At 70.2% G+C, this 20439-nt stretch carries 17 protein-coding genes; 9 read left to right on the top strand and 8 right to left on the bottom strand.

Annotated features, from left to right (window positions below; all coding sequences use genetic code 11):
• Positions 1-174: 174 nt before the first annotated feature.
• From OG710_RS13565 to OG710_RS13550, 4 genes are all read right to left on the bottom strand, one after another.
• Complete coding sequence (locus OG710_RS13565) at positions 175-654, bottom strand: NUDIX hydrolase (RefSeq protein WP_330239572.1); 480 nt, start codon at positions 652-654, stop codon at positions 175-177.
• 63 nt (positions 655-717) lie between these two features.
• Positions 718-1614, bottom strand: a complete 897-nt coding sequence (locus tag OG710_RS13560) for a LysR family transcriptional regulator (RefSeq protein ID WP_330239571.1) — start codon at positions 1612-1614, stop codon at positions 718-720.
• A gap of 226 nt (positions 1615-1840) precedes the next feature.
• On the bottom strand, positions 1841-2971 hold the full coding sequence (locus tag OG710_RS13555) for a cystathionine gamma-lyase (protein WP_330239570.1): 1131 nt from the start codon (positions 2969-2971) through the stop codon (positions 1841-1843).
• Between the two features lie 86 nt (positions 2972-3057).
• Positions 3058-3435 carry a phage holin family protein gene (locus tag OG710_RS13550; protein ID WP_330239569.1) on the bottom strand — a complete coding sequence of 126 codons (378 nt, stop codon included), beginning with the start codon at positions 3433-3435 and terminating at the stop codon, positions 3058-3060.
• A gap of 68 nt (positions 3436-3503) precedes the next feature.
• On the opposite strand from OG710_RS13550, the gene OG710_RS13545 reads away from it, so the two are divergent.
• The 4 genes from OG710_RS13545 to OG710_RS13530 all read left to right on the top strand — a co-directional run bounded on the left by OG710_RS13545 (position 3504) and on the right by OG710_RS13530 (position 5709).
• The gene (locus OG710_RS13545; protein ID WP_111329612.1) at positions 3504-3821 is read left to right on the top strand and encodes a cupin domain-containing protein; all 318 of its coding nucleotides are present in this window, start codon (positions 3504-3506) and stop codon (positions 3819-3821) included.
• Between the two features lie 130 nt (positions 3822-3951).
• A complete protein-coding gene (locus OG710_RS13540; RefSeq protein WP_158558501.1) occupies positions 3952-4167 on the top strand; it encodes a DUF5326 family protein in 216 nt (71 codons plus the stop codon).
• Positions 4168-4399: 232 nt separating this feature from the next.
• Positions 4400-5170 carry an IclR family transcriptional regulator gene (locus OG710_RS13535; protein ID WP_330239568.1) on the top strand — a complete coding sequence of 257 codons (771 nt, stop codon included), beginning with the start codon at positions 4400-4402 and terminating at the stop codon, positions 5168-5170.
• A 101-nt stretch (positions 5171-5271) separates the two neighbouring features.
• Positions 5272-5709 (top strand): SsgA family sporulation/cell division regulator, encoded by a 438-nt coding sequence (locus OG710_RS13530; protein ID WP_111329610.1) that lies wholly within the window; start codon positions 5272-5274, stop codon positions 5707-5709.
• 79 nt (positions 5710-5788) lie between these two features.
• Here OG710_RS13530 and OG710_RS13525 read toward each other — a convergent pair whose 3' ends face one another.
• Positions 5789-7120, bottom strand: coding sequence for a YibE/F family protein (locus OG710_RS13525; RefSeq protein ID WP_330239567.1), 1332 nt, complete (start codon positions 7118-7120; stop codon positions 5789-5791).
• Positions 7121-7319: 199 nt separating this feature from the next.
• Here OG710_RS13525 and thiC point away from each other — a divergent pair, with 199 nt between their 5' ends.
• Positions 7320-9125, top strand: coding sequence for a phosphomethylpyrimidine synthase ThiC (thiC, locus tag OG710_RS13520; RefSeq protein WP_330239566.1), 1806 nt, complete (start codon positions 7320-7322; stop codon positions 9123-9125).
• 138 nt (positions 9126-9263) lie between these two features.
• On the opposite strand, the gene OG710_RS13515 is transcribed toward thiC, so the two are convergent.
• The 3 genes from OG710_RS13515 to OG710_RS13505 form a co-directional block, all read right to left on the bottom strand.
• Positions 9264-10076 (bottom strand): hypothetical protein, encoded by an 813-nt coding sequence (locus tag OG710_RS13515; protein ID WP_330239565.1) that lies wholly within the window; start codon positions 10074-10076, stop codon positions 9264-9266.
• Between the two features lie 182 nt (positions 10077-10258).
• Positions 10259-11317, bottom strand: a complete 1059-nt coding sequence (locus OG710_RS13510; protein WP_330239564.1) for a metallophosphoesterase — start codon at positions 11315-11317, stop codon at positions 10259-10261.
• A 175-nt stretch (positions 11318-11492) separates the two neighbouring features.
• On the bottom strand, positions 11493-12605 hold the full coding sequence (locus tag OG710_RS13505; RefSeq protein ID WP_111329600.1) for a LacI family DNA-binding transcriptional regulator: 1113 nt from the start codon (positions 12603-12605) through the stop codon (positions 11493-11495).
• A gap of 371 nt (positions 12606-12976) precedes the next feature.
• Between OG710_RS13505 and hisC the strand changes: the two genes are divergently transcribed.
• The 4 genes from hisC (at position 12977) to cydD (ending at position 20402) form a co-directional block, all read left to right on the top strand.
• Complete coding sequence (gene hisC / locus OG710_RS13500; protein WP_330239563.1) at positions 12977-14056, top strand: histidinol-phosphate transaminase; 1080 nt, start codon at positions 12977-12979, stop codon at positions 14054-14056.
• Between the two features lie 237 nt (positions 14057-14293).
• Positions 14294-15802: a cytochrome ubiquinol oxidase subunit I gene (locus OG710_RS13495; protein ID WP_111329596.1), complete on the top strand. Its 1509-nt coding sequence runs from the start codon at positions 14294-14296 to the stop codon at positions 15800-15802.
• Positions 15803-15818: 16 nt separating this feature from the next.
• A complete protein-coding gene (cydB, locus tag OG710_RS13490; RefSeq protein WP_330239562.1) occupies positions 15819-16820 on the top strand; it encodes a cytochrome d ubiquinol oxidase subunit II in 1002 nt (333 codons plus the stop codon).
• A 45-nt stretch (positions 16821-16865) separates the two neighbouring features.
• Positions 16866-20402, top strand: a complete 3537-nt coding sequence (cydD, locus tag OG710_RS13485; RefSeq protein ID WP_330239561.1) for a thiol reductant ABC exporter subunit CydD — start codon at positions 16866-16868, stop codon at positions 20400-20402.
• Positions 20403-20439: the final 37 nt, after the last annotated feature.

Genomic DNA, 20439 nt, shown 5'->3' with positions numbered 1-20439 from the left:
CTTTACCGGAACTGGCCGAGACGCGCAGCCGAAAATTGGGCCACAGCGGGCGGCACACACGGTTTCACGTGAAACACGACGCCCTGACCCGCGCGGAGCCACATACGCCGGACCATGCGTGCCGAGCTCCCTACGCCGAGTCGTGTGCGCCGAGACACCGCATCGATCGCCGCGTCAGCCCAGGTCGGCGGCGTGCAAGGCGCGTACCCCTTCGATATTGCCGTCCAGATAGTGCCGCAGCGACAGCGGCACCAGGTGCACGGCGGCGATGCCGACGCGGCTGAAGGGCACCCGGACGATGTCGTACTCCCCGCAGGGGTCGTCGATCTCGGGGCCGTGGCGCAGGGACAGGTCCATGGAGTCGAGGCGGCAGACGAAGAAGTGCTGGACCTTGACGCCCTTCACCCCGCCCTCCTCGATGTGTTCCACGGTGTCGACGAAGCAGGGCACCACATCGGTGATCTTCGCGCCCAGTTCCTCGTCCACCTCGCGGTGCAGGGCATCGACCACGGTGGCGTCCTCGGGCTCGACCCCGCCGCCCGGTGTGACCCAGTACGGGTCCACTTCAGGTTTGGTGCGCTTGATGAGGATGAGGTCGTCACCGTCGAGCAGGATGGCACGTGCGGTTCGCTTGACCACAGGACGTTCGGTCATGGCAGAAGCGTGGCCCAAGAGACGCGTTCTGAAACACCGGGGTGCGGTCCGGCGTTCCCGATGTCACCAGTCGGCGGCGGCCCGGAGCAGCCCTTCGTGGGCCCGTGAGAGACGCGGGAGGGCGAGCGTGCCGGTGCGCGCGGCCAGGAAGTAGGTGCGCAGCGGCGGGACCGGGGGGTCGAGCAGCGCCACCACCTCGCCGCGCTCCAATGCGCCCTCGCACAGATAGCGCGGCAGGACGGCGAGCCCGGCGCCGGCGGCCGCGCACTCCAGGACCGCGCGCAGGTCCGGCGTGATGACGGTGCCGGTGGCCGCGGGCGGGCTGTCGAAGACGGCGGACCAGTACCGGGAGACCAGCGGCAGGCTCTCGTGCACCTCGACCACGGGCAGCTGTTCCAGGACCACCGGGCCGTTGCGTCGCAGCGTTCCCGGACCGAGGCGGCGGGCCCAGCGGGGTGCGGCGACCAGGACGTGCTCCTCGTCCCAGAGCGGGGTGGTGGAGAGCAGTTCCCCGCGAGGCCGGGCCGTCACGACGGCCAGGTCGTGGTGCCCGGCGGCCAGGCCCTCCAGGGTCTCGTCGGTGTCGGCGGAGAACGAACCGCGCAGCGCGAGGCCCTGGGTGATGAGGGGGGTGAGGGCGGGCAGGACCCGCAGCGAGAGGAACTCCGGGGGCCCCGCCAGATGCAGGGTCTGCACGCCCGCCTCCTCGTCGAGGCCGGTCTCGGTGATCTCGACGAGCGCGTCGAGATGGGGAGCGGCCCGGTGGGCGAGTTCGTCGCCGATCGTCGTCGGCGTCACGCCGCGGGCGCGGCGAAGAAAGAGCGGCCGGCCCAGCTGGCGTTCCAACGTGCGTATCTGCGAGGTCACCGCGGGCTGGGAGAGGCCGAGGAGCGCGGCGGCGCGGGTGAAGGAGCCGGCGCGGTGCACGGTGACGAAGGTGCGCAGCAGGGCCAGATCCACGTGCCGTCCCTCCTCGCCCTCCCGTGTGACGCATCCGATGCGCCCCGGTCAACGATAAATATGTCGATAGGTCGCTGCCGCTACTGTGATTGGACACTGACGCAGAGTCAACTAGCCTTGTCGAGGCGGTTCTTCCGAGGGCGAACGCGAAGAGCCGGGGGCGGTCCGAGCCACGAGGGGGGAGGCTCGGACCGCCCATACCGTGCTGCGGACCAGGGCCGTGACGTCAGTTTCCGCCGGTGGCCGCGGTCAGCGCCTGTGCGACATCGGCCAGCAGGTCGTCCGTGTTCTCGGCGCCGACGGAGAAGCGGATGAACCCTTCCGGCACGGCGTCGCCGCCCCAGCGGCCCCGCCGCTCGGCGGTGGAGCGCACCCCGCCGAAGCTCGTGGCGTCATCGACCAGCCGCAGGGCCGCCAGGAAGCGCTCCGCGGTTTCCCGGTCGGCCAGTACGAACGACACCACCGAGCCGAAGCGCCGCATCTGCCGCACCGCGTTCGGATGCGAGGGGTCGGTGGGGAGGCCGGGGTAGCGCAGCCCGGAAACGGCCTGGTGTCCGGTGAGCGCCTCGGCGAGTGCGAGGGCGTTGGCGCACTGCCGTTCGATCCGGAGTTCCAGGGTGGCCAGCGCCCGGTGCGCCAGCCAGGCTTCCATCGGGCCGGGGATGGCGCCGACGATCTTGCGCCAGTGCCGTACGCCCGCCGCGAGTTCCGGATCGCGGCAGGTGACGTGGCCGAGCAGCAGGTCGCCGTGGCCCGTCATGCCCTTGGTGTCACTGGCCACCGAGAAGTCGGCGCCCAGTTCGAGCGGACGCTGGCCGAGCGGGGTGGCGAGGGTGTTGTCGACGGCGACGAGCGTGCCGCCGGCGTGTGCCGCCTCCACCAGCCGCCGTACGTCGCAGACGTCGAGCCCCGGGTTCGAAGGCGTCTCGATCCAGAGGAGCTTGGCGCCCTCCAGCACGGCCAGCTGTGCGTCGCCGCCGGTCGGCGCGGTTCGCACCTCGACTCCGTACGCCTCCAGCTGGGCCCGCAGCAGAGGAAGTGCCTGGTAGCCGTCGTCGGGGAGGACGACGGTGTCGCCGCTGCGCGCCCGGGAGAGCAGGACGGCCGAGATCGCCGCCATTCCGGAGGCGAAGACGGTGGTCTCCACGCTCTCCCCCGGTGCTTCGAGCTCCCCGATGGCCCGTTCCAGATGAGTCCAGGTCGGGTTGGTCTCCCGGCCGTAGGTATAGGGGCCGGTCGGCTCGCCGGACAGGTGGTAGTGCGCGGCGAAGACCGGTCCGGGGAGGGTGGGTTCGTACTGCTGCGGTTCCGGCAGGCCCGCGCGTACCGCACGGGTTCCGTCGCCCATGGTGCTCATGTGTCGTCCTCGTTTCTCTCCCCGGCCGGTCCTCGGTCCCGGCCGCACTGTTTCGGTTGGACGCGGGGCGTGCCCCGCCGGGCGGCTCAGTCCTCGTCCGGAAGGACGACGTTCAGCGCCCAGGACACGATCGAGACGATCAGGCCGCCGAGAACGGCGGTCCAGAAGCCGTGGACGTGGAAGCTCAGGTCCAGTACGCCCGCCAGCCACGAGGTGAGCAGGAGCATCAGCGCGTTCACCACGAGGGTGATCAGGCCCAGCGTGAGGATGAAGAGGGGCAGGGTGAGCAGCTTCACAATCGGCTTGACCACGAAGTTGACCAGGCCGAAGACCAGCGCGACGAGGATCAGGGTCAGGGCCTTGCGGCCGGTGCTGCCGCCGGTCAGCGTGATGTCCTGGAGCAGCCAGATGGCCACGGCCAGCGCACCCGCGTTGGCGATCGTCTTGACTACGAAATTCTTCATGTGTCTGATCGTGGCAGACATGATCGGTGGCGGACACCGGCTGAGCAGAGGCAAGGGGCGGACGGGCCATGAAGGCGTTCAGGCTGGACGAACTGGAGGCGGAACGGGCCGCCAACGACGGGGCGTACCTGCAGTTCCTTCGCGAACGGAACATGTCGGTCGGCCTGTACGCCCTGGACGCGGGACAGATTGATCCGCAGCAGCCGCACGGCCAGGACGAGGTGTACTTCGTGGTCAGCGGTCGCGCTTCGATCACCGTCGGCATGGAAACGACACAGGTGGGAAGAGGGAGTGTGGTGTACGTGCCCGCGGGCACGGCCCACAAGTTCCACCACATCACCGAGGACCTGCGGGTGATGGTGGTCTTCTCGCCGCCCGAGGGATGAGCCGGCGGCCGGCGCTTCTCCGGGTTCCCTAGGGGATCGATCAGGGGAGTACAAGGGCTTCCCAGGACCCGGTGGCCGCCCTTTCGCCTCTAGCATCGAAGCAGGAACTCACAGAGACGAGGTAAGGACGATGGCCGTGCGGGAGATATTCGCTGGGATGCCCTGGTGGGTGAAGTGGATCGCGGTGCCCGTGATCGCGATCGTCGTGTTCGGCGGTCTGATCGCCAGCCTGCTCGCGTTCGTGGTCGGTCTGCTGTTCAAGATCCTGGTCTTCGTGATCCTGGTCGGCGGGCTCGTCTTCGTCGTACGGAAGTTCATGTCGTCGTCCTCGCGCAACGGGTGGTGACCGCACGCCCGACGGGGGATTAGCCCAGGTGAGCTAAGGGAAAGGCGAATCGGCACTCGGGCAGAAGGCTGCCGTTACAGTGACAGTCCGCTGCCGCCGCCTGGGAAAGCGCCGTAAGTCACCACCCCGACCAGTGGTTTGTACGGAATCCGGCCTCCGGTTCCGCGGCAGACCTGTGGGGGCGGCCCCCACGGGCGGGCTGACCGCCCGTCACCACGCCTGGGGGTGACCGTTGACCACGGCATCGAGTACGGCTGTTCCGACGCTCATCGGGTCGGTGCAGCGGGCGCTGAGGCTGCTGGAGGCTGTGGGTACCCATCGCGACGGGGCCCCGGCCAAACAGCTCGCGAGGGAAGCGGGACTTCCCCTCCCCACCGCCTACCACCTGCTGCGCACCCTGACCTATGAGGGCTATCTGCGCCGGGAGAACGGCGTCTTCCTCTTCGGCGCCGCCGCCGAACGGCTGATGGGTGACGGCGCCCTGCAGAACCGCCGCAGCACCTTGTCCCGGTCCCTGCACCGCTGGCGGGACATCGTCGAGGCCCCCGTGTACTGCGCCATCTACCGCGAGGGCGAGATCGAACTCCTCGCCGTCGCCGACAGCCCGGAGCGCCCGGCGGTCGACGAATGGGCGGCCTTCCGCGAGACCGGGCACGCACACGCGATCGGGCAGTGCCTGCTGAGCCGGATCGACGAGAAGGCCCGTGAAGATCACCTGGACCGGCACCCGGTCCGCCCCCTGACCAGGTATTCCGTCCGCGATCGTGCGGCGTTCCTGGCGCGGCTGCGCTCGCTGGAGCGTACGGAGCCGGTCATCGAACGGCAGGAGTACGCGCTCGGCACGGTCTGTGCCGCCATCCCCATCACGGCCGGATTCACCGCTGCCGCGATGGCCATTTCCGTACCCCTGCACGAGGAAGAACGGTTGCTCCCCGCAGTCGAACGGCTACGCGGTGAAGTGGCCAGCCTCTTGCGTTCGTTCGTGTTCTCTATCAGTATCTGAAAAATCACTCCTTGTGATCTGCTATCGCGTGCACCACGATGGCGTCAATAGGGCCATGGGGGATCATTCCTGGCCAGATTCATCTACTGCGGGGTTGAACGATGCGTGAGTCGGTTCAAGCTGAGGTCATGATGAGCTTCCTCGTCTCCGAGGAGCTCTCATTCCGTATCCCGGTGGAGCTCCGGTACGAAGTGTGCGATCCGTACGCGATCCGGATGACCTTCCATCTGCCCGGCGACGCCCCCGTCACCTGGGCCTTCGGCCGCGAGCTGCTGCTCGACGGCCTCAACAGCCCCAGCGGTGACGGCGATGTGCACATCGCGCCGACCGAGCCCGAGGGCCTGTCCGATGTCCACATTCGGTTGCAGGTAGGCGCCGACCGTGCGCTCTTCCGGGCGGGCACGGCACCGCTGGTCGCCTTCCTCGACCGTACGGACAAGCTCGTGCCGCTCGGACAGGAGTGCACGCTGGGTGATTTCGACGGCAACCTGGAGGAGGCGCTGGGTCGCATCCTGACCGAAGAGCAGAACGCCGGCTGAGAGGGGAGCCCGCCCACGGGCATTCATGCCACTCGAAAAGGACATCTGCCGATCGGGTGAATCACCCTCCGTCGTTCGGTCAGGACCTCGCCCGCCGCCGCCGGCCCCGGCCGGCCCGTACGGGTGCCGAAGCCATGGCTTCCGCGCCGATCCCCGTGCGGTCCGCGGAGACGACCACCGCCGCGAGCGCGGTCGTCACCGGCACGGAGGCGACCAGCCCGATCGACCCGACGAGCGTGCGCACGATCTCCTCCGCCACCAGCTCGCTGTTGGCGACTGTTCCCATGCTGCTCTGCGCGACCGTGAACAGGAGAAGGAGAGGCAGCGCCGCGCCCGCATACGCGAGCACCAGGGTGTTGACCACGGAGGCGATGTGATCGCGTCCGATCCTGATCCCTGCCCGGTAGAGCTGCCGCGTACTCATGGTGGGGTTCGCCTGTCGCAGTTCCCAGACCGCCGAGGTCTGGGTGACCGTGACGTCGTCGAGTACGCCCAGCGAGCCGATGATGACACCGGCCAGCAGCAGGCCGCTCATGTCGATGTGCGGATACAGGCCGTGGATGAGACCGGTGTTGTCGTCGGTGTTCCCGCTCAGACTCGCCCAGCCGACGAAGAGCGAGCCGAGCAGCCCGATCAGCATCAGTGACACCAGGGTGCCGATGACGGCGACGGAGGTGCGGGCGGTCGGCCCGTGGCAGATGTAGAGCGCGATCAGCATGATCGCGCCTGCTCCGACGACCGCCACCAGCAGCGGGTTCGAGCCCTGCAGTATGGCCGGCAGGATGAAGAACGTCAGCACGGCGAACGACAGGGCGAGCGCCACCAGGGCCATGACCCCGCGCATCCTGCCCACGAGCACCACCGCGACGGCGAAGATGCCGGCCAGCAGAACCAGCGGGAACTTCCGGTTCACATCCGTCACGGAGTACTGGAGGTCATGGGGCGCGTCGGGGGCGTACGCCACCACCACCCCCTGCCCCGCGCGCAGTTGCCGGGGCGCGTCCGGCTGCACCACCTCGGCGAACCGGCGTCCCTCGTCCGGACCGCTGGTGACCTCGACGGTGGCCTTCCCGCAGAGACCGCGGCCGGTCGCCGGCCGTTCCCCCGGAGGGGTGGTTCCGGCGTCGACGGGCAGCTGGGAGGCGTTGACGTCCTGGCAGTCGATCCTGACGACACTCACCACCTTCCCCTGCTGGGTCTGCCGGTCGAAGCCGACCCCGGTCCGTTCGTGCGCCGGCGCGCTGCCCGGCCACAGCGCCACGAGACCGACGAGCACGGCGGCCGCGAAGGGGATCAGCACCGCGGCGATCACCTTGCGCAGACGGGCGGAGACGGGTGCGGCGGGGCCGTGGCTGTGCGTGTGGCCGTGCTGGTGGCCCTGCGGTTCTGAGTCGTGAGGAGGGGGCGTCACCGGCCGATCATCGCAAGGAGGAAGGGGCCCTCTGTTCAGCCCGCCCGTCCGGAGGCTAGCGTGGTGGCACCTTTGCACACGCGGGAGCTCGGAGCACCGGGCTGAGAGGGCGCTGAAACCGTACGTCCGTACGTACGGGAATCGCTGCGCCGACCGCCGAACCTGTTACCGGGTAATGCCGGCGTAGGGAGTAGGTCTCATGACCACATCGGACACACGCACGCCTGCCTCCTCTCAGGGTGACGAGGCCGGGAAGTCCATCGGCTGGCACAAGGGATACGTCCAGGGGCCGCGCCCCGACATCCGGGTGCCGGTCCGCCAGGTGCACCTCACCAACGGCAAGGACGTGACGCTGTACGACACGTCCGGGCCGTACACCGACCCGGCGACCGCGACCGACGTCCGTCGAGGGCTCGCACCGCTCCGGGAGAACTGGATCATCGCCCGCAGCGACACGGAGGAGTACGAGGGCCGGCCCGTTCGCCCCGAGGACGACGGGCTCAAGCACACCACGCCGCGCGGGGGGCTGCGCAATCTGGACGCGGTCTTCCCCGGCCGGCCCCGGCGGCCGCGGCGGAGCCGGGACGGTGCGCCCGTCACCCAGCTCGCGTACGCCCGCAGGGGCGAGATCACCCCGGAGATGGAGTACGTCGCGATCCGGGAGAACGTGGCGGCGGAGGTGGTGCGCGAGGAGATCGCCGCCGGCCGCGCGGTGCTGCCCGCGAACGTCAACCACCCGGAGATCGAGCCGATGATCATCGGGAAGCGGTTCCTGGTGAAGGTCAATGCCAACATCGGCAACTCCGCGGTGACGTCCTCCATCGAGGAGGAGGTGGACAAGATGACCTGGGCGACCCGATGGGGTGCCGACACGGTCATGGACCTTTCCACCGGCCGCAACATCCACACCACCCGTGAGTGGGTACTTCGCAACTCACCCGTACCGATCGGCACCGTCCCCCTCTACCAGGCCCTGGAGAAGGTCGACGGCCGGGCCGAGGAACTGACCTGGGAGATCTACAAGGACACCGTCATCGAGCAGGCCGAACAGGGCGTGGACTACATGACGGTGCACGCCGGCGTGCGCCTGCCGTACGTTCCGCTCACCGCGCGCCGCAAGACCGGCATCGTCTCCCGCGGCGGCTCGATCATGGCGGCCTGGTGCCTGGCGCACCACAAGGAGTCGTTCCTGTACGAGCACTTCGAGGAGCTCTGCGAGATCCTCGCCGCCTACGACGTGACGTACTCGCTGGGCGACGGGCTGCGTCCCGGCTCGATCGCGGACGCCAACGACGAGGCGCAGTTCGCCGAACTGCGCACGCTCGGCGAACTGAACACGATCGCCAAGCGGTTCGGGGTGCAGACCATGATCGAGGGTCCGGGTCATGTCCCGATGCACAAGATCAAGGAGAACATCGACCTCCAGCAGGAGATCTGCGAGGAGGCGCCGTTCTACACGCTCGGCCCGCTGACGACCGACATCGCGCCGGCGTACGACCACATCACCTCGGGCATCGGCGCCGCGATGATCGCCTGGTGGGGGACGGCGATGCTCTGTTACGTGACGCCCAAGGAGCACCTCGGGCTGCCGAACCGGGACGATGTGAAGACCGGCGTCATCACCTACAAGATCGCCGCCCACGCCGCCGACCTGGCCAAGGGCCATCCGGGGGCGCAGGAGTGGGACGACGCGCTCTCGGACGCCCGGTTCGAGTTCCGCTGGGAGGACCAGTTCAACCTGGCGCTCGACCCGGACACGGCACGGGAGTTCCACGACGAGACGCTGCCGGCCGAACCCGCCAAGACGGCGCACTTCTGCTCGATGTGCGGGCCGAAGTTCTGCTCGATGAAGATCAGCCACAGCATCACCGAGCAGTTCGGCGGCCAGGACAGCGGCCGGGACGGCGCGGAGGCGACGGCCGAGGAGATCGCCGAGGGCATGCTCCGCAAGTCGCGTGAGTTCGCGGAGAGCGGCAACCGCGTCTATCTGCCGCTGGCCGACTGACGCGCGTACGCGACCGAGGCGTCCGGCCCTGCCGCAGGGCCGGACGCCTGAGCCCGTTGGTCGCCTGCTCATGCCGGAGGTCCGCGTCTGCCGCGCGCTTGCGGTAGCTCGTACGCGGCACCGGCCGGCGCCGCCCGGTCAGTCCGGTTCGTGCTCCGGCCCACCGAAATCGGGGCTGGAGAAGTCCGGGCTGGTGTACGTGGGGCGGGGCGCGGCGGCCGGGCCCTCGGCCGGGCCGGCGAAGTCGGGCCGGGTGTAGCCGATCTTCGGGAGGCGGCCCGCCGGGCGGTGCGGGGCGGGGATCACGGTGCCGGTGGCGGGTTCGGCGAGCGCGTCGCGCAGGAAGGGCACGATGCCCCGTTCCAGCAGCGCCAGGCGCCAGGCGTCCTTGGCCAGCGCCACCTCGTCGGGCAGCGCGTCGGCGGCGTCTCGGGCCGCCAGGGACGTGGAGCCGTTGCGCAGGGCGGCGAGGAGCAGGCCGATGGCGGCGACCAGGATGGCGGCGGCCGTGACGGCGGCGAAGAACCATCCGGCGCCGACCATGGTCCCGGCGAACGCCGGTGGCGGGTCCAGCATTCTCAGGAGGTAGCCGACCAGCAGGAATATGGCCGCGGCCGTACCCGCCAGCATCGGCGTCAGAACCGTGACGACCGCTCCCATGCCGGCGCCCGACTGCGGGTGGTCGTCCGGCGCGGTGTCCGGGCCGGTGCGCCGGACGGGGGCGCGCAGTTCCTCGCGGGTCTTCACGTACCGCTCGTACTCGGCGGAGGCCGTGGCGGTGATCAGCGCGACGGCGGCGAGCGCCATGGTGCGCAACTGGGCGGCGTTGAGGCGTTCCCCGACGGCGGCCAGTTCAGGTCGTTCATGAGCGTGACGCAGTGCGTCGTCGAGGAGCCGTTCGTACTCGGGCCGGTCCTCGGTCAGCAGGTGCGGAGCGCTGTTCATGTGCATCCCCCGATGCTCCGTCGAGCCTGTCTGCCCGCTGGGGGCGGGCAGTTGGGCGGAAACGGAGGAGAGCCTGCTACTGATAGGCCCGATGTTAGAGCGCGTACAGCACGGGGTGACAGGGGATTTGCGGAAATAGGCCCGCCGCTCGGCGCGGTCGGGCCGGGACGCCTCTTCCCCGTGACGCGTCAGTCACGCAGGGGGAGTTGGGCGACCAGCAGCTTTCCGGCCATGGTCACCCCGCCGTCCATGGCGATGGCGAGCCCGTCCGCGTACACGTGGGGGCCGTCGACCTGGGGGCCGGCGCCGTCCTCGCCGTCCTCGGAGCCGACCTCGCCGGTCAGGTACGGGATGGGGCTGTGGCCGTGGACGACGCGCCGGCCGCCGTACGCCGTCATCAGCTCCTGGACGGCGCCGGAGCCGGATTCGTCGCGGAAGGCGAACCGCTTGGTGAGCTTGCGGAACAGGTCCCAGCACTCGTCGGCGTCGTTGCGCGTGAGGATGGCGTGCACCGTGTCGTTGACGTCCTCGATGGTGGAGCCGTAGTCGAGGTACGCCGTGGTGTCCGAGTGCAGCAGGAGGTGCTCGTCCTCCTCGACGATCGCGTCGAGGCGGGACATCCACTGCAGGTGGACGTCCTGGAGGCGTTCCATGTCCGTCTTCTGGCCGCCGTTGAGCAGCCAGGCGGCCTGGAAGGTGGCGGTACCCGCGCCGGAGTTCACCGGGGTGTCGCCGAACCGTTTGGCGCCGATGAGCAGCAGTTCGTGGTTCCCCATCAGGGCCTTGCAGTAACCTCCCGCGGCCGCGGCCTCGGCGGAGAGCCGCATGACGAGGTCGATGACGCCGATGCCGTCCGGGCCCCGGTCGGTGAAGTCGCCGAGGAACCAGAGGCGGGCGTTGCCGGCGGCCCAGCGGCCCTCGGAGTCGATCAGGCCCTGCTCGGCGAGGGCGGCCAGCAGTTCGTCCAGGTAGCCGTGGACGTCACCGACGACGTACAGCGGGCCGCGGCCGGGGGTGGCGGCGGGTCGCGGCTCGGGCGCGGGCTGGGCCCGAGCCGTTTCGTCGATGCTGATGACGGGAAGGTCGCGCGCCGTCGGCGTGTAGCCCTCCGGGGGCTCGCCCTCGGGGAAAGCGCTTCCGGGATGCGGTGACGCGGGCGGCGCAGGGGACTGCGCATAGGGCGGTACGCGGAAGTCGCGCAACGTCGCCGTCCGCACCACGGGCTCCTGACCGGCCCCCTGTGTCATCGACCCCTCCACACCACCGTCGCGCCGCCGTACACCTGACGGGCCCTGCTGGTCGGGTTGGTCCGCGGTGTCGTGCGCCCATCATAGGAATGCGGATCGTGGTCTGGGACGCACCAGGGGTGGTGAATCCTTCCGCATGCCAGGTTCGTCGGTCGATTGGTCCCAATTGGGCTGATCAGTCCCCTGCCGGGGACCGCGGCGCACTGACCGTGGTGCGGGGCGGACGGCGTTGCGAGGACGTCCGGACGATCAGCTCCGTCGGTATCACCCGCTCGACCGGACCGTCGTGGTCGACGCCCTCGATCGCGTCGATGAGCAGCTGGACGACCGCCGTGCCGATCCGGCGCGGTTTCAGCGAGAGCGTCGTGATGGGCGGCTCGGTCGTGGCGTAGACCGTGGACTCGCTGCAGCACACCAGCAGCAGGTCGTCGGGGACGCGCAGTCCGTAGCGGCGGGCGGCCGCCAGCAGGTCCGTGCCGTTGGGGTCGAAGAGCCCGTAGACGGCGTCGGGCCGGTCCGGGCGGGCCAGCAGCCGGTCGGCGGCCACCGCGCCCGCGCACGGGTCGTGCGCCGGGTAGGACTCGTAGACCGGGTCCTGCCCCACGCGCTCGCACCAGTGCAGATAGGCGGTGGTGGAGAGCCGTGTGTACGTGTCGGTGGTGGTGCCGGTGAGCAGCCCGATACGGCGGGCCCCGGCGGCGGCGAGATGGTCGAGGAGGTCGAGCACGGCGGCCCGGTGGTCGTTGTCCACCCAGGCGGTGACCGGGAGCGATCCGGCGGGACGGCCGTCCGAGACGACGGGCAGCCCCTGGCGGACCAGCTCGGTGACGACCGGGTCCTGGTCGGAGGGGTCGATGACGACGGTGCCGTCGAGGGCCACGTTCGACCAGACGTCGTGGCGCGAAGTGGCCGGGAGGATGACGAGCGCGTAGCCGCGGGCGAGGGCCGCCGAGGTGGCCGCCCTCGCCATTTCCGCGAAGTACGCGAACTCGGTGAAGGTGAAAGGTTCATCCCCGTAGGTCGTCACGGTCAGGCCGATGAGGCCCGACTTGCCGGTACGGAGCGTTCGGGCCGCTGCGGAAGGGCGGTAGCCCAGGCGCTCTGCGACCTCGCGGACATGGCGGCGGGTGGCGTCCGGGAGCCTGCCCTTGCCGTTGAGCGCGTCGGAGACGGTCGTGATGGAGACGCCGGCGGCGGCCGCCACATCACGGATTCCGGCACGTCCCTGCCTGCCGCCGCGCCGGGGGGTCTCCGTCCGGCTCACCTGGTGCTTCCCTGCTGCTGTCATGGCGTGCCGATAGTAGGGCGCTGCAGGGGGGTTGATCTGGTCGCATATGCGGACGTTGACAGGCACGTTTCTGCATGATCATCAGGCATCAATCGCCTTGCTAATCAAGGGTGTTGAGCTGGTTTACCGTCATGTGTCAAGCGTGTGGCCGGATGGGCCTGGCGTCGGGGCGAGGTCTCGAAGAGGTCTCAACTCACCTCTTCGAGGGACGCGCGCCACGGAGTGAGCCACCGGCGCACGCCACGACCGGGCGCGCTCCCCCTCATTCCGGGGTCCACCGGACGAATCCACTGTTCACCCGTTCGCAGCGGCGCCCAATCCTCATAAGGTGAGCAGTATTGATCTGTACGGATGGCCGAGGAGGATCTGCGGTGAGCGAGACGAGCCCCAAGTTGCGTGCCGAGCTGGACGGCGTTCCCGCGTATGTGCCGGGCAAACCGGCGTCGGCGGACGGACCGGCCGCTTTCAAGCTGTCCTCCAACGAGAACCCGTATCCGCCGCTGCCGGGGGTGATGGAGGGCGCGCTCGCCGCCGCGGCGAACTTCAACCGCTACCCGGACATGGCCTGCACGGGTCTGATGAACGAGCTGGCGAACCGCTTCGGCGTGCCCGTCTCGCACCTGGCCACGGGTACCGGTTCGGTCGGCGTGGCCCAGCAGCTGCTCCAGGCGACCTCGGGGCCGGGCGACGAGGTGATCTACGCCTGGCGCTCCTTCGAGGCGTACCCGATCATCACGCAGGTCAGCGGCGCGACCTCGGTGAAGGTGCCGCTGACGGACGGCGATGTGCACGATCTGGACGCGATGGCGGACGCGATCACCGACCGGACGCGGCTGATCTTCGTCTGCAACCCGAACAACCCGACCGGCACCGTCGTGCGCAGGGCCGAGCTGGAACGGTTCCTCGACCGGGTGCCGGGCGATGTGCTCGTGGTGCTGGACGAGGCGTACCGGGAGTTCATCCGCGACACCGAGGTCCCGGACGGCATCGAGATCTACCGTGACCGCCCGAACGTGGCGGTGCTGCGGACCTTCTCCAAGGCGTACGGCCTGGCCGGGCTGCGGGTCGGCTTCGCGGTGGCCCATGAGCCGGTGGCGGCGGCGCTGCGCAAGACGGCGGTGCCGTTCGGTGTCAGCCAGCTCGCCCAGGACGCGGCGGTGGCCTCGCTGCGGGCCGAGGACGAGCTGCTCGGCCGGGTGGGGTCGCTGGTGTGCGAGCGGGACCGGGTGTCCCGGGCGCTGCTGGGGCAGGGCTGGACGGTGCCCGACTCCCAGGCGAACTTCGTGTGGCTGCGGCTGGGCGAGCGCACGCTGGACTTCGCGGCCGCCTGCGAGAGGGCCGGCGTGGTGGTCCGGCCGTTCGCGGGTGAGGGCGTGCGCGTCACCATCGGCGAGGACGAGGCGAATGACCTGTTCCTGAAGGTGGCGGAGGAGTACCGCAGGGAGCTGTAGCCGGCACCGCCCGGCGGTCGGGCCCCGTATCTCGCGAGAGGTACGGGGCCTTTTCGTATGCCCGGTATGGGCCGGTAGGTGATAGGGGACCCCCGGATGCGGGGTCCGAAAGCGTGTGCGCCATAATTGCTTGTGAATGTGAACGCGTTCACAAGCGTGTCCTGCTTCCTCCCGTGATCCGTTGGATTTCGCGGACAAATCGCCGGTGCTCCGGCGGTGACGTAAGGAGAAGTCGACGTGGAGCTAGCTCTGGCGCCGGAAACCCTGGCGCGATGGCAGTTCGGTACGACGACCGTCTACCACTTCCTCTTCGTTCCTCTGACGATCTCTCTCGCGGCGCTCACCGCCGGCCTGCAGACCGCCTGGGTGCGGACGAACAAGGAGAAGTACCTCCGGGCGACCAAGTTCTGGGGAAAGCTCTTCCTGATCAACATCGCCATGGGTGTCGTCACCGGCATCGTCCAGGAGTTCCAGTTCGGCATGAACTGGTCCGACTACTCACGGTTCGTCGGTGACATCTTCGGGGCGCCGCTCGCCTTCGAGGCCCTGATCGCGTTCTTCTTCGAGTCCACCTTCATCGGGCTGTGGATCTTCGGCTGGGACAAGCTCCCCAAGAAGATCCACCTCGCCTGCATCTGGATGGTCTCGCTCGGCACCGTGCTCTCCGCCTACTTCATCCTGGCGGCCAACTCCTGGATGCAGCACCCGGTCGGCTACCGCATCAACGAGGAACGCGGCCGCGCCGAGCTCACGGACTTCTGGCAGGTCCTCACCCAGAACACCGCGCTCGCCCAGTTCTTCCACACCATCACCGCCGCCTTCCTGGTCGGCGGGGCCTTCATGGTGGGCATCGCGGCCTTCCACCTGGCCCGCAAGAAGCACATCCCGGTGATGCGGACCTCGCTGCGCCTGGGCCTGATCACCGTGGTGATCTCCGGCCTCCTCACGGCCGTCAGCGGCGACCAGCTCGGCAAGGTGATGTTCAAGCAGCAGCCGATGAAGATGGCCGCGGCCGAGGCCCTGTGGGACGGCCAGAACTCGGCACCCTTCTCGATCTTCGCCTACGGAGACGTGAGCAAGGGCCACAACTCCGTGGAGATCTCCATCCCCGGCGTCCTGTCCTTCCTCGCCGACGACGAGTTCGACTCGTACGTCCCCGGCATCAACGACATCAACAAGGCGGAGCAGGAGCGCTTCGGGCCCGGCGACTACCGGCCCAACATCCCCGTCGCCTTCTGGAGCTTCCGGTGGATGATCGGCTTCGGGATGGCCTCCTTCGGCCTCGGCATCCTCGGGCTGTGGCTCACCCGGAAGAAGTTCATGCTGCCCGAGGCGATGCGCACGGGTGAGGACGAGGTGCCGCATCTGGTCCTCTTCAAGAACAAGGCCCTCAGCCCGCGTCTCGCCCGGTGCTACTGGATCGTCGCCCTGTGGACCCTGCTCTTCCCGCTGATCGCCAACTCCTGGGGTTGGATCTTCACCGAGATGGGCCGCCAGCCCTGGGTGGTCTACGGAGTGCTCCGGACCCGCGACGCGGTCTCCCCCGGTGTCTCGCAGGCCGAGGTGCTCACCTCGCTGATCGTCTTCACCGTGCTGTACGCGGTGCTCGCCGTGATCGAGGTCAAGCTCCTCCTGAAGTACATCAAGGCCGGCCCGCCGGAGCTGACGGAGGACGACCTCAACCCGCCCACCCGGATCGGCGGCGATCACGCCGACGCCGACCGGCCCATGGCCTTCTCCTACTGAGAGCGGGAGCCGAGTAATGGAACTCCACGACGTCTGGTTCGTGCTCATCGCCGTCCTGTGGACCGGCTACTTCTTCCTGGAGGGGTTCGACTTCGGGATCGGCGTCCTCACCAAGCTGCTGGCCCGCAACCGCAAGGAACGCCGGGTACTGATCAACACCATCGGCCCGGTCTGGGACGGCAACGAGGTCTGGCTGCTCAGCGCCGGCGGAGCGACCTTCGCCGCGTTCCCCGAGTGGTACGCCACGCTGTTCTCCGGGTTCTATCTGCCGCTGCTCGTCATCCTGCTCTGCCTGATCGTGCGCGGTGTCGCCTTCGAGTACCGCGCGAAGCGGCCGGAGGAGAAGTGGCAGACCAACTGGGAGCACGCGATCTTCTGGGCCTCGCTGATTCCCGCCGTGCTGTGGGGCGTGGCCTTCGGGAACATCGTGCGCGGCGTGAAGATCGACGCGCAGATGGAGTACACGGGCAGCGTCGTGGACCTGCTCAACCCCTACGCGCTCCTCGGCGGACTGGTCACCCTCACCCTCTTCACCTTCCACGGCGCGGTGTTCGCCGGGTTGAAGACCGTGGGCGACATCCGGGCCCGCGCCCGCCTGCTGGCCCTGAAGCTGGGGGCCGTCACGGCGGTGGCCGCGCTCGCCTTCCTCATCTGGACCCAGCTCGACAACGGGGACGGCTGGAGCCTGGTCGCGATGATCGTCGCCGCGGCGGCGCTGGTCGGGGCGATCGCGATGATCGCGGCGGGCCGGGAGGGCTGGTCCTTCGCGCTCTCCAGCGTGGCCATCGCGGCGGCGGTCGCGATGCTGTTCCTGACGCTCTTCCCGAACGTCATGCCGTCCTCGCTGAACGACAGCTGGAGCCTCACGGTCACCAACGCCTCGTCCAGCCCGTACACGCTCAAGATCATGACCTGGTGTGCCGGGATCGCCACTCCGGTCGTCCTGCTCTACCAGGGGTGGACGTACTGGGTGTTCCGCAAGCGGATCGGCACCCAGCACATCGCCGAGGCGCACTGACGCCATGCACGTCCTGACCGCGCCGAGCCGCATGGGATGTTTCACGTGAAACCGATCGACCCGCGTCTGCTCCGTCACGCCCGCGCCACGCGCCTGTTCATGGTGGCGGTGGTGGTCCTCGGCATCGCCGGGGCGGCGCTGGTCATCGGCCAGGCCATGCTCGTCGCCGAGATCGTGGTGGGCGGTTTCGAGAAGGGGCTGACGGCCGGTGAGCTGCGGACCCCACTCCTTCTGCTCGCGGCGGTCGCGCTCGGGCGGGCCCTGGTCGCCTGGCTCACCGAGCTGGCCGCCCACCGCGCCGGTGCGTCGGTCAAGTCCGAACTGCGCGGGCGGCTGCTGGACCGGGCGGCCGAGCTGGGGCCGGACTGGCTGAGCGGGCAGCGCACCGGCTCACTGGTGACGCTGGCCACGCGGGGGATCGACGCGCTCGACGACTACTTCGCGCGCTATCTGCCACAGCTCGGGCTCGCGGTGGTCGTGCCGGTGGCGGTGCTCGCCAGGATCGTGACCGAGGACTGGGTGTCGGCGGCGATCATCGTCGTCACACTGCCACTCATTCCGCTGTTCATGATCCTGATCGGCTGGGCGACCCAGTCGCGCATGGACCGTCAGTGGCGGCTGCTCTCCCGGCTCTCCGGGCACTTCCTCGATGTGGTGGCCGGGCTGCCGACACTGAAGGTGTTCGGCCGCGCCAAGGCCCAGGCCGAGTCCATCCGCAGGATCACCTCGCAGTACCGGCAGGCCACCCTGCGCACCCTGCGGATCGCCTTCCTCTCGTCCTTCGCCTTGGAACTCCTCGCCACGCTCTCGGTGGCCCTCGTCGCCGTCACCATCGGGATGCGACTGGTGCACGGCGAACTCGACCTCTACACCGGCCTGCTGGTTCTGATCCTGGCTCCCGAGGCCTATCTGCCCATCCGGCAGGTGGGAGCGCAGTTCCACGCCGCCGTCGAGGGGCTTTCGGCGGCCGAGGAGGTCTTCGCCGTCCTGGAGACGAAGCCCCGCGCGAGCGGTACGGGGGAGGTCCCCGGCTCGCTACGGCTGGAGCTGGACGGGCTGACCGTCCGGCACGAGGGCCGCTCCGTACCGTCCCTCGCCCCCACCACGCTGACCGTCGAGGAGGGGGAGACGGTCGCCCTGGTCGGCCCCAGCGGGGTCGGCAAGACCACCCTGCTGAACGCGGTGCTGGGGTTCACCGCGCCCGACGAGGGCCGGGTCCGCATCGGCGGCACCGACCTCGCGGAGGTGTCCCTCGAACGCTGGCGGGAGCACATCGCCTGGGTGCCGCAGCGCCCGCACCTCTTCGCGGGCACCATCGCGGAGAACGTCAGGCTCGCCCGTCCGGCAGCCGACGACAGCGCGGTGACGGCCGCGCTGCGTGCGGCGGGGGCGTACGACTTCGTACGGGGGCTCCCCGACGGCGACCGCACCTTGCTCGGTGAGGACGGCGCCGGGCTCTCCGCAGGCCAGCGCCAGCGGATCGCGCTCGCCCGCGCCTTCCTGGCGGACCGGCCGGTGCTGCTGCTCGACGAGCCGACCGCGAGCCTGGACGGCGAGACGGAAGCGGGCATCGTCGAGGCCGTACGGAGACTGGCCGAGGGCCGGACCGTCCTCCTGGTGGTGCACCGGCCGGCGCTGCTGTCGGTGGCGGACCGGGTGGTGACCCTGACCGCCCCGGCGCCCGAACCGGCACCGACGACCGTCCCCCGCCCCGTGAACGCGCCCGGCGATCTTGCCGCCGTCGAGCCGGGGCCCGTATCGGAGGCGTACGAGGAGCCGGCGCCCGCTCCCGAGACCCGGGCACCGGACGCCGCCCGGCGGCACGTGCTGACACGGGTCCGGGAGGCGGCGGGGGCCCGCCGCGGCCGGTTCGGGCTCGCCCTGCTGCTGGGGAGCCTCGCTCTGGGGTCGGCGGTCGGGCTGATGGCGGTCTCCGGTTGGCTGATCTCCCGCGCCTCCGAACAGCCACCCGTCCTCTATCTGATGGTCGCGGTGACGGCGACCCGTGCCTTCGGGATCGGCCGGGCGGTCTTCCGCTACGCCGAACGCCTCGTCTCGCACGACGCGGTCCTGCGCATGCTCGCCGAACTCCGCGTCGCCGTGTACCGCAGCCTGGAACGCATCGCGCCGGGCGGTCTGCGCGGCGCCCGGCGCGGGGACCTGCTCTCGCGGCTGGTCGCGGACGTGGACGCGCTCCAGGACTACTGGCTGCGGTGGCTGCTGCCCGCCGGCACCGCCGTCCTCGTGGGCGCCGCGACCGTGGGCTTCACCGGCTGGCTGCTTCCGGAGGCGGGCGTCGTCCTGGCCGTGGGGCTGCTCCTGGCGGGCGTCGGGGTTCCCCTGCTCAGCGGCGCCTGTGCCCGCCGGGTGGAACGGCTGCTGGCGCCCGCGCGCGCCGACCTGGCCACCCGGATCACCGATCTGCTGGGCGGAACGGCCGAGCTGACCGTGGCGGGCGCTCTGCCGGGCCGCACGGCCAGGACCCGCGCCGCCGACGCCGTCCTCACCCGGATCGCCTCCCGCGCGGCGACGGCGACCGCGCTCGGCGGCGGACTCATCGCCCTGGTCTCGGGTCTCACCGTGGCCGCCGCCGCCCTGGTCGCCCTGCCTGCGGTGGCGGACGGCCGGCTGGCCGGCGTGGAACTCGCGGTCGTCGTCCTCACCCCACTGGCCGCCTTCGAGGCCGTGACCGGTCTGCCGCTCGCCGCCCAGTACCGGCAGCGGGTCAGGCGGAGCGCGGAGCGGGTGTACGAGGTGCTGGACGCCCCCGTGCCCGTACGGGAGCCGGAGAGTCCGGTGCCGGCGCCGGACAGCCCCTTCCCGCTGGAGGTGCGCGGGCTCTCCGCCCGATACCCCGGCACCGCCCGCGACGCGCTCGCCGGGGTCGATCTCCGGCTGGACGCGGGCCGCCGCATCGCCGTCGTGGGGCCTTCCGGGTCCGGCAAGACGACCCTGGCCATGGTGCTCCTGCGCTTCCTGGACGCAGACGCGGGCAGCTACCGGATCGGCGGGGTGGACGCCTCGGCGCTGGACGGGGACACCGTCCGGAGGTTCGTCGGACTGTGCGCCCAGGACGCCCACATCTTCGACAGCTCGCTCCGGGAGAACCTGCGGCTCGCCCGCCCCGGCGGGACCGAACCGGAACTCCGCAGCGCCCTCGCCGGCGCCCGCCTGCTCGACTGGGCGGACGCGCTGCCGGAAGGGCTGGACACCCTCGTCGGCGAGCACGGCGCCCGCCTCTCCGGGGGACAGCGCCAGCGGCTCGCCCTGGCCAGGGCCCTGCTCGCCGACTTCCCGGTCCTCGTGCTGGACGAGCCCGCCGAGCACCTCGACCTGCCCACCGCGGACGCCCTGACGACCGACCTGCTGGCGGCGACGGCGGGGCGTACGACGGTCCTGATCACCCACCGCCTCGCCGGTCTCGAAGCGGTGGACGAGGTCGTGGTCCTGGAGGAGGGCGCGATCGCGCAGCGGGGCCCGTACGACGTGCTGGCGGCGGTGGACGGACCGCTGCGCCGCATGCTGGCGCGGGAACGCGAGAGCACTGGGGCGCCGGGCATCGCCATCGGCGCGCGCTCCTGAGCGGGGCCGGCCTCCGTAGGTCTTCTGGCGGTAGGCG

The sequence above is a fragment of the Streptomyces sp. NBC_00525 genome (assembly GCF_036346595.1).
GTDB lineage: Bacteria > Actinomycetota > Actinomycetes > Streptomycetales > Streptomycetaceae > Streptomyces.
Note: the sequence above shows the minus strand (reverse complement) of the source record. Positions and strands in the feature narration are given on the sequence as shown.

What these genes read in the sequence shown, in the direction of transcription:
- OG710_RS13510 (WP_330239564.1), bottom strand. Translation starts at nt 11,317, where the DNA reads ATGACACAGGGGGCCGGTCAGGAGCCCGTGGTGCGGACGGCGACGTTG.
- OG710_RS13505 (WP_111329600.1), bottom strand. Translation starts at nt 12,605, where the DNA reads ATGACAGCAGCAGGGAAGCACCAGGTGAGCCGGACGGAGACCCCCCGG.
- OG710_RS13515 (WP_330239565.1), bottom strand. Translation starts at nt 10,076, where the DNA reads ATGCACATGAACAGCGCTCCGCACCTGCTGACCGAGGACCGGCCCGAG.
- OG710_RS13530 (WP_111329610.1), top strand. Translation starts at nt 5,272, where the DNA reads ATGCGTGAGTCGGTTCAAGCTGAGGTCATGATGAGCTTCCTCGTCTCC.
- cydB (WP_330239562.1), top strand. Translation starts at nt 15,819, where the DNA reads ATGGAACTCCACGACGTCTGGTTCGTGCTCATCGCCGTCCTGTGGACC.
- OG710_RS13565 (WP_330239572.1), bottom strand. Translation starts at nt 654, where the DNA reads ATGACCGAACGTCCTGTGGTCAAGCGAACCGCACGTGCCATCCTGCTC.
- OG710_RS13555 (WP_330239570.1), bottom strand. Translation starts at nt 2,971, where the DNA reads ATGAGCACCATGGGCGACGGAACCCGTGCGGTACGCGCGGGCCTGCCG.
- OG710_RS13540 (WP_158558501.1), top strand. Translation starts at nt 3,952, where the DNA reads ATGGCCGTGCGGGAGATATTCGCTGGGATGCCCTGGTGGGTGAAGTGG.
- thiC (WP_330239566.1), top strand. Translation starts at nt 7,320, where the DNA reads ATGACCACATCGGACACACGCACGCCTGCCTCCTCTCAGGGTGACGAG.
- OG710_RS13545 (WP_111329612.1), top strand. Translation starts at nt 3,504, where the DNA reads ATGAAGGCGTTCAGGCTGGACGAACTGGAGGCGGAACGGGCCGCCAAC.
- OG710_RS13550 (WP_330239569.1), bottom strand. Translation starts at nt 3,435, where the DNA reads ATGAAGAATTTCGTAGTCAAGACGATCGCCAACGCGGGTGCGCTGGCC.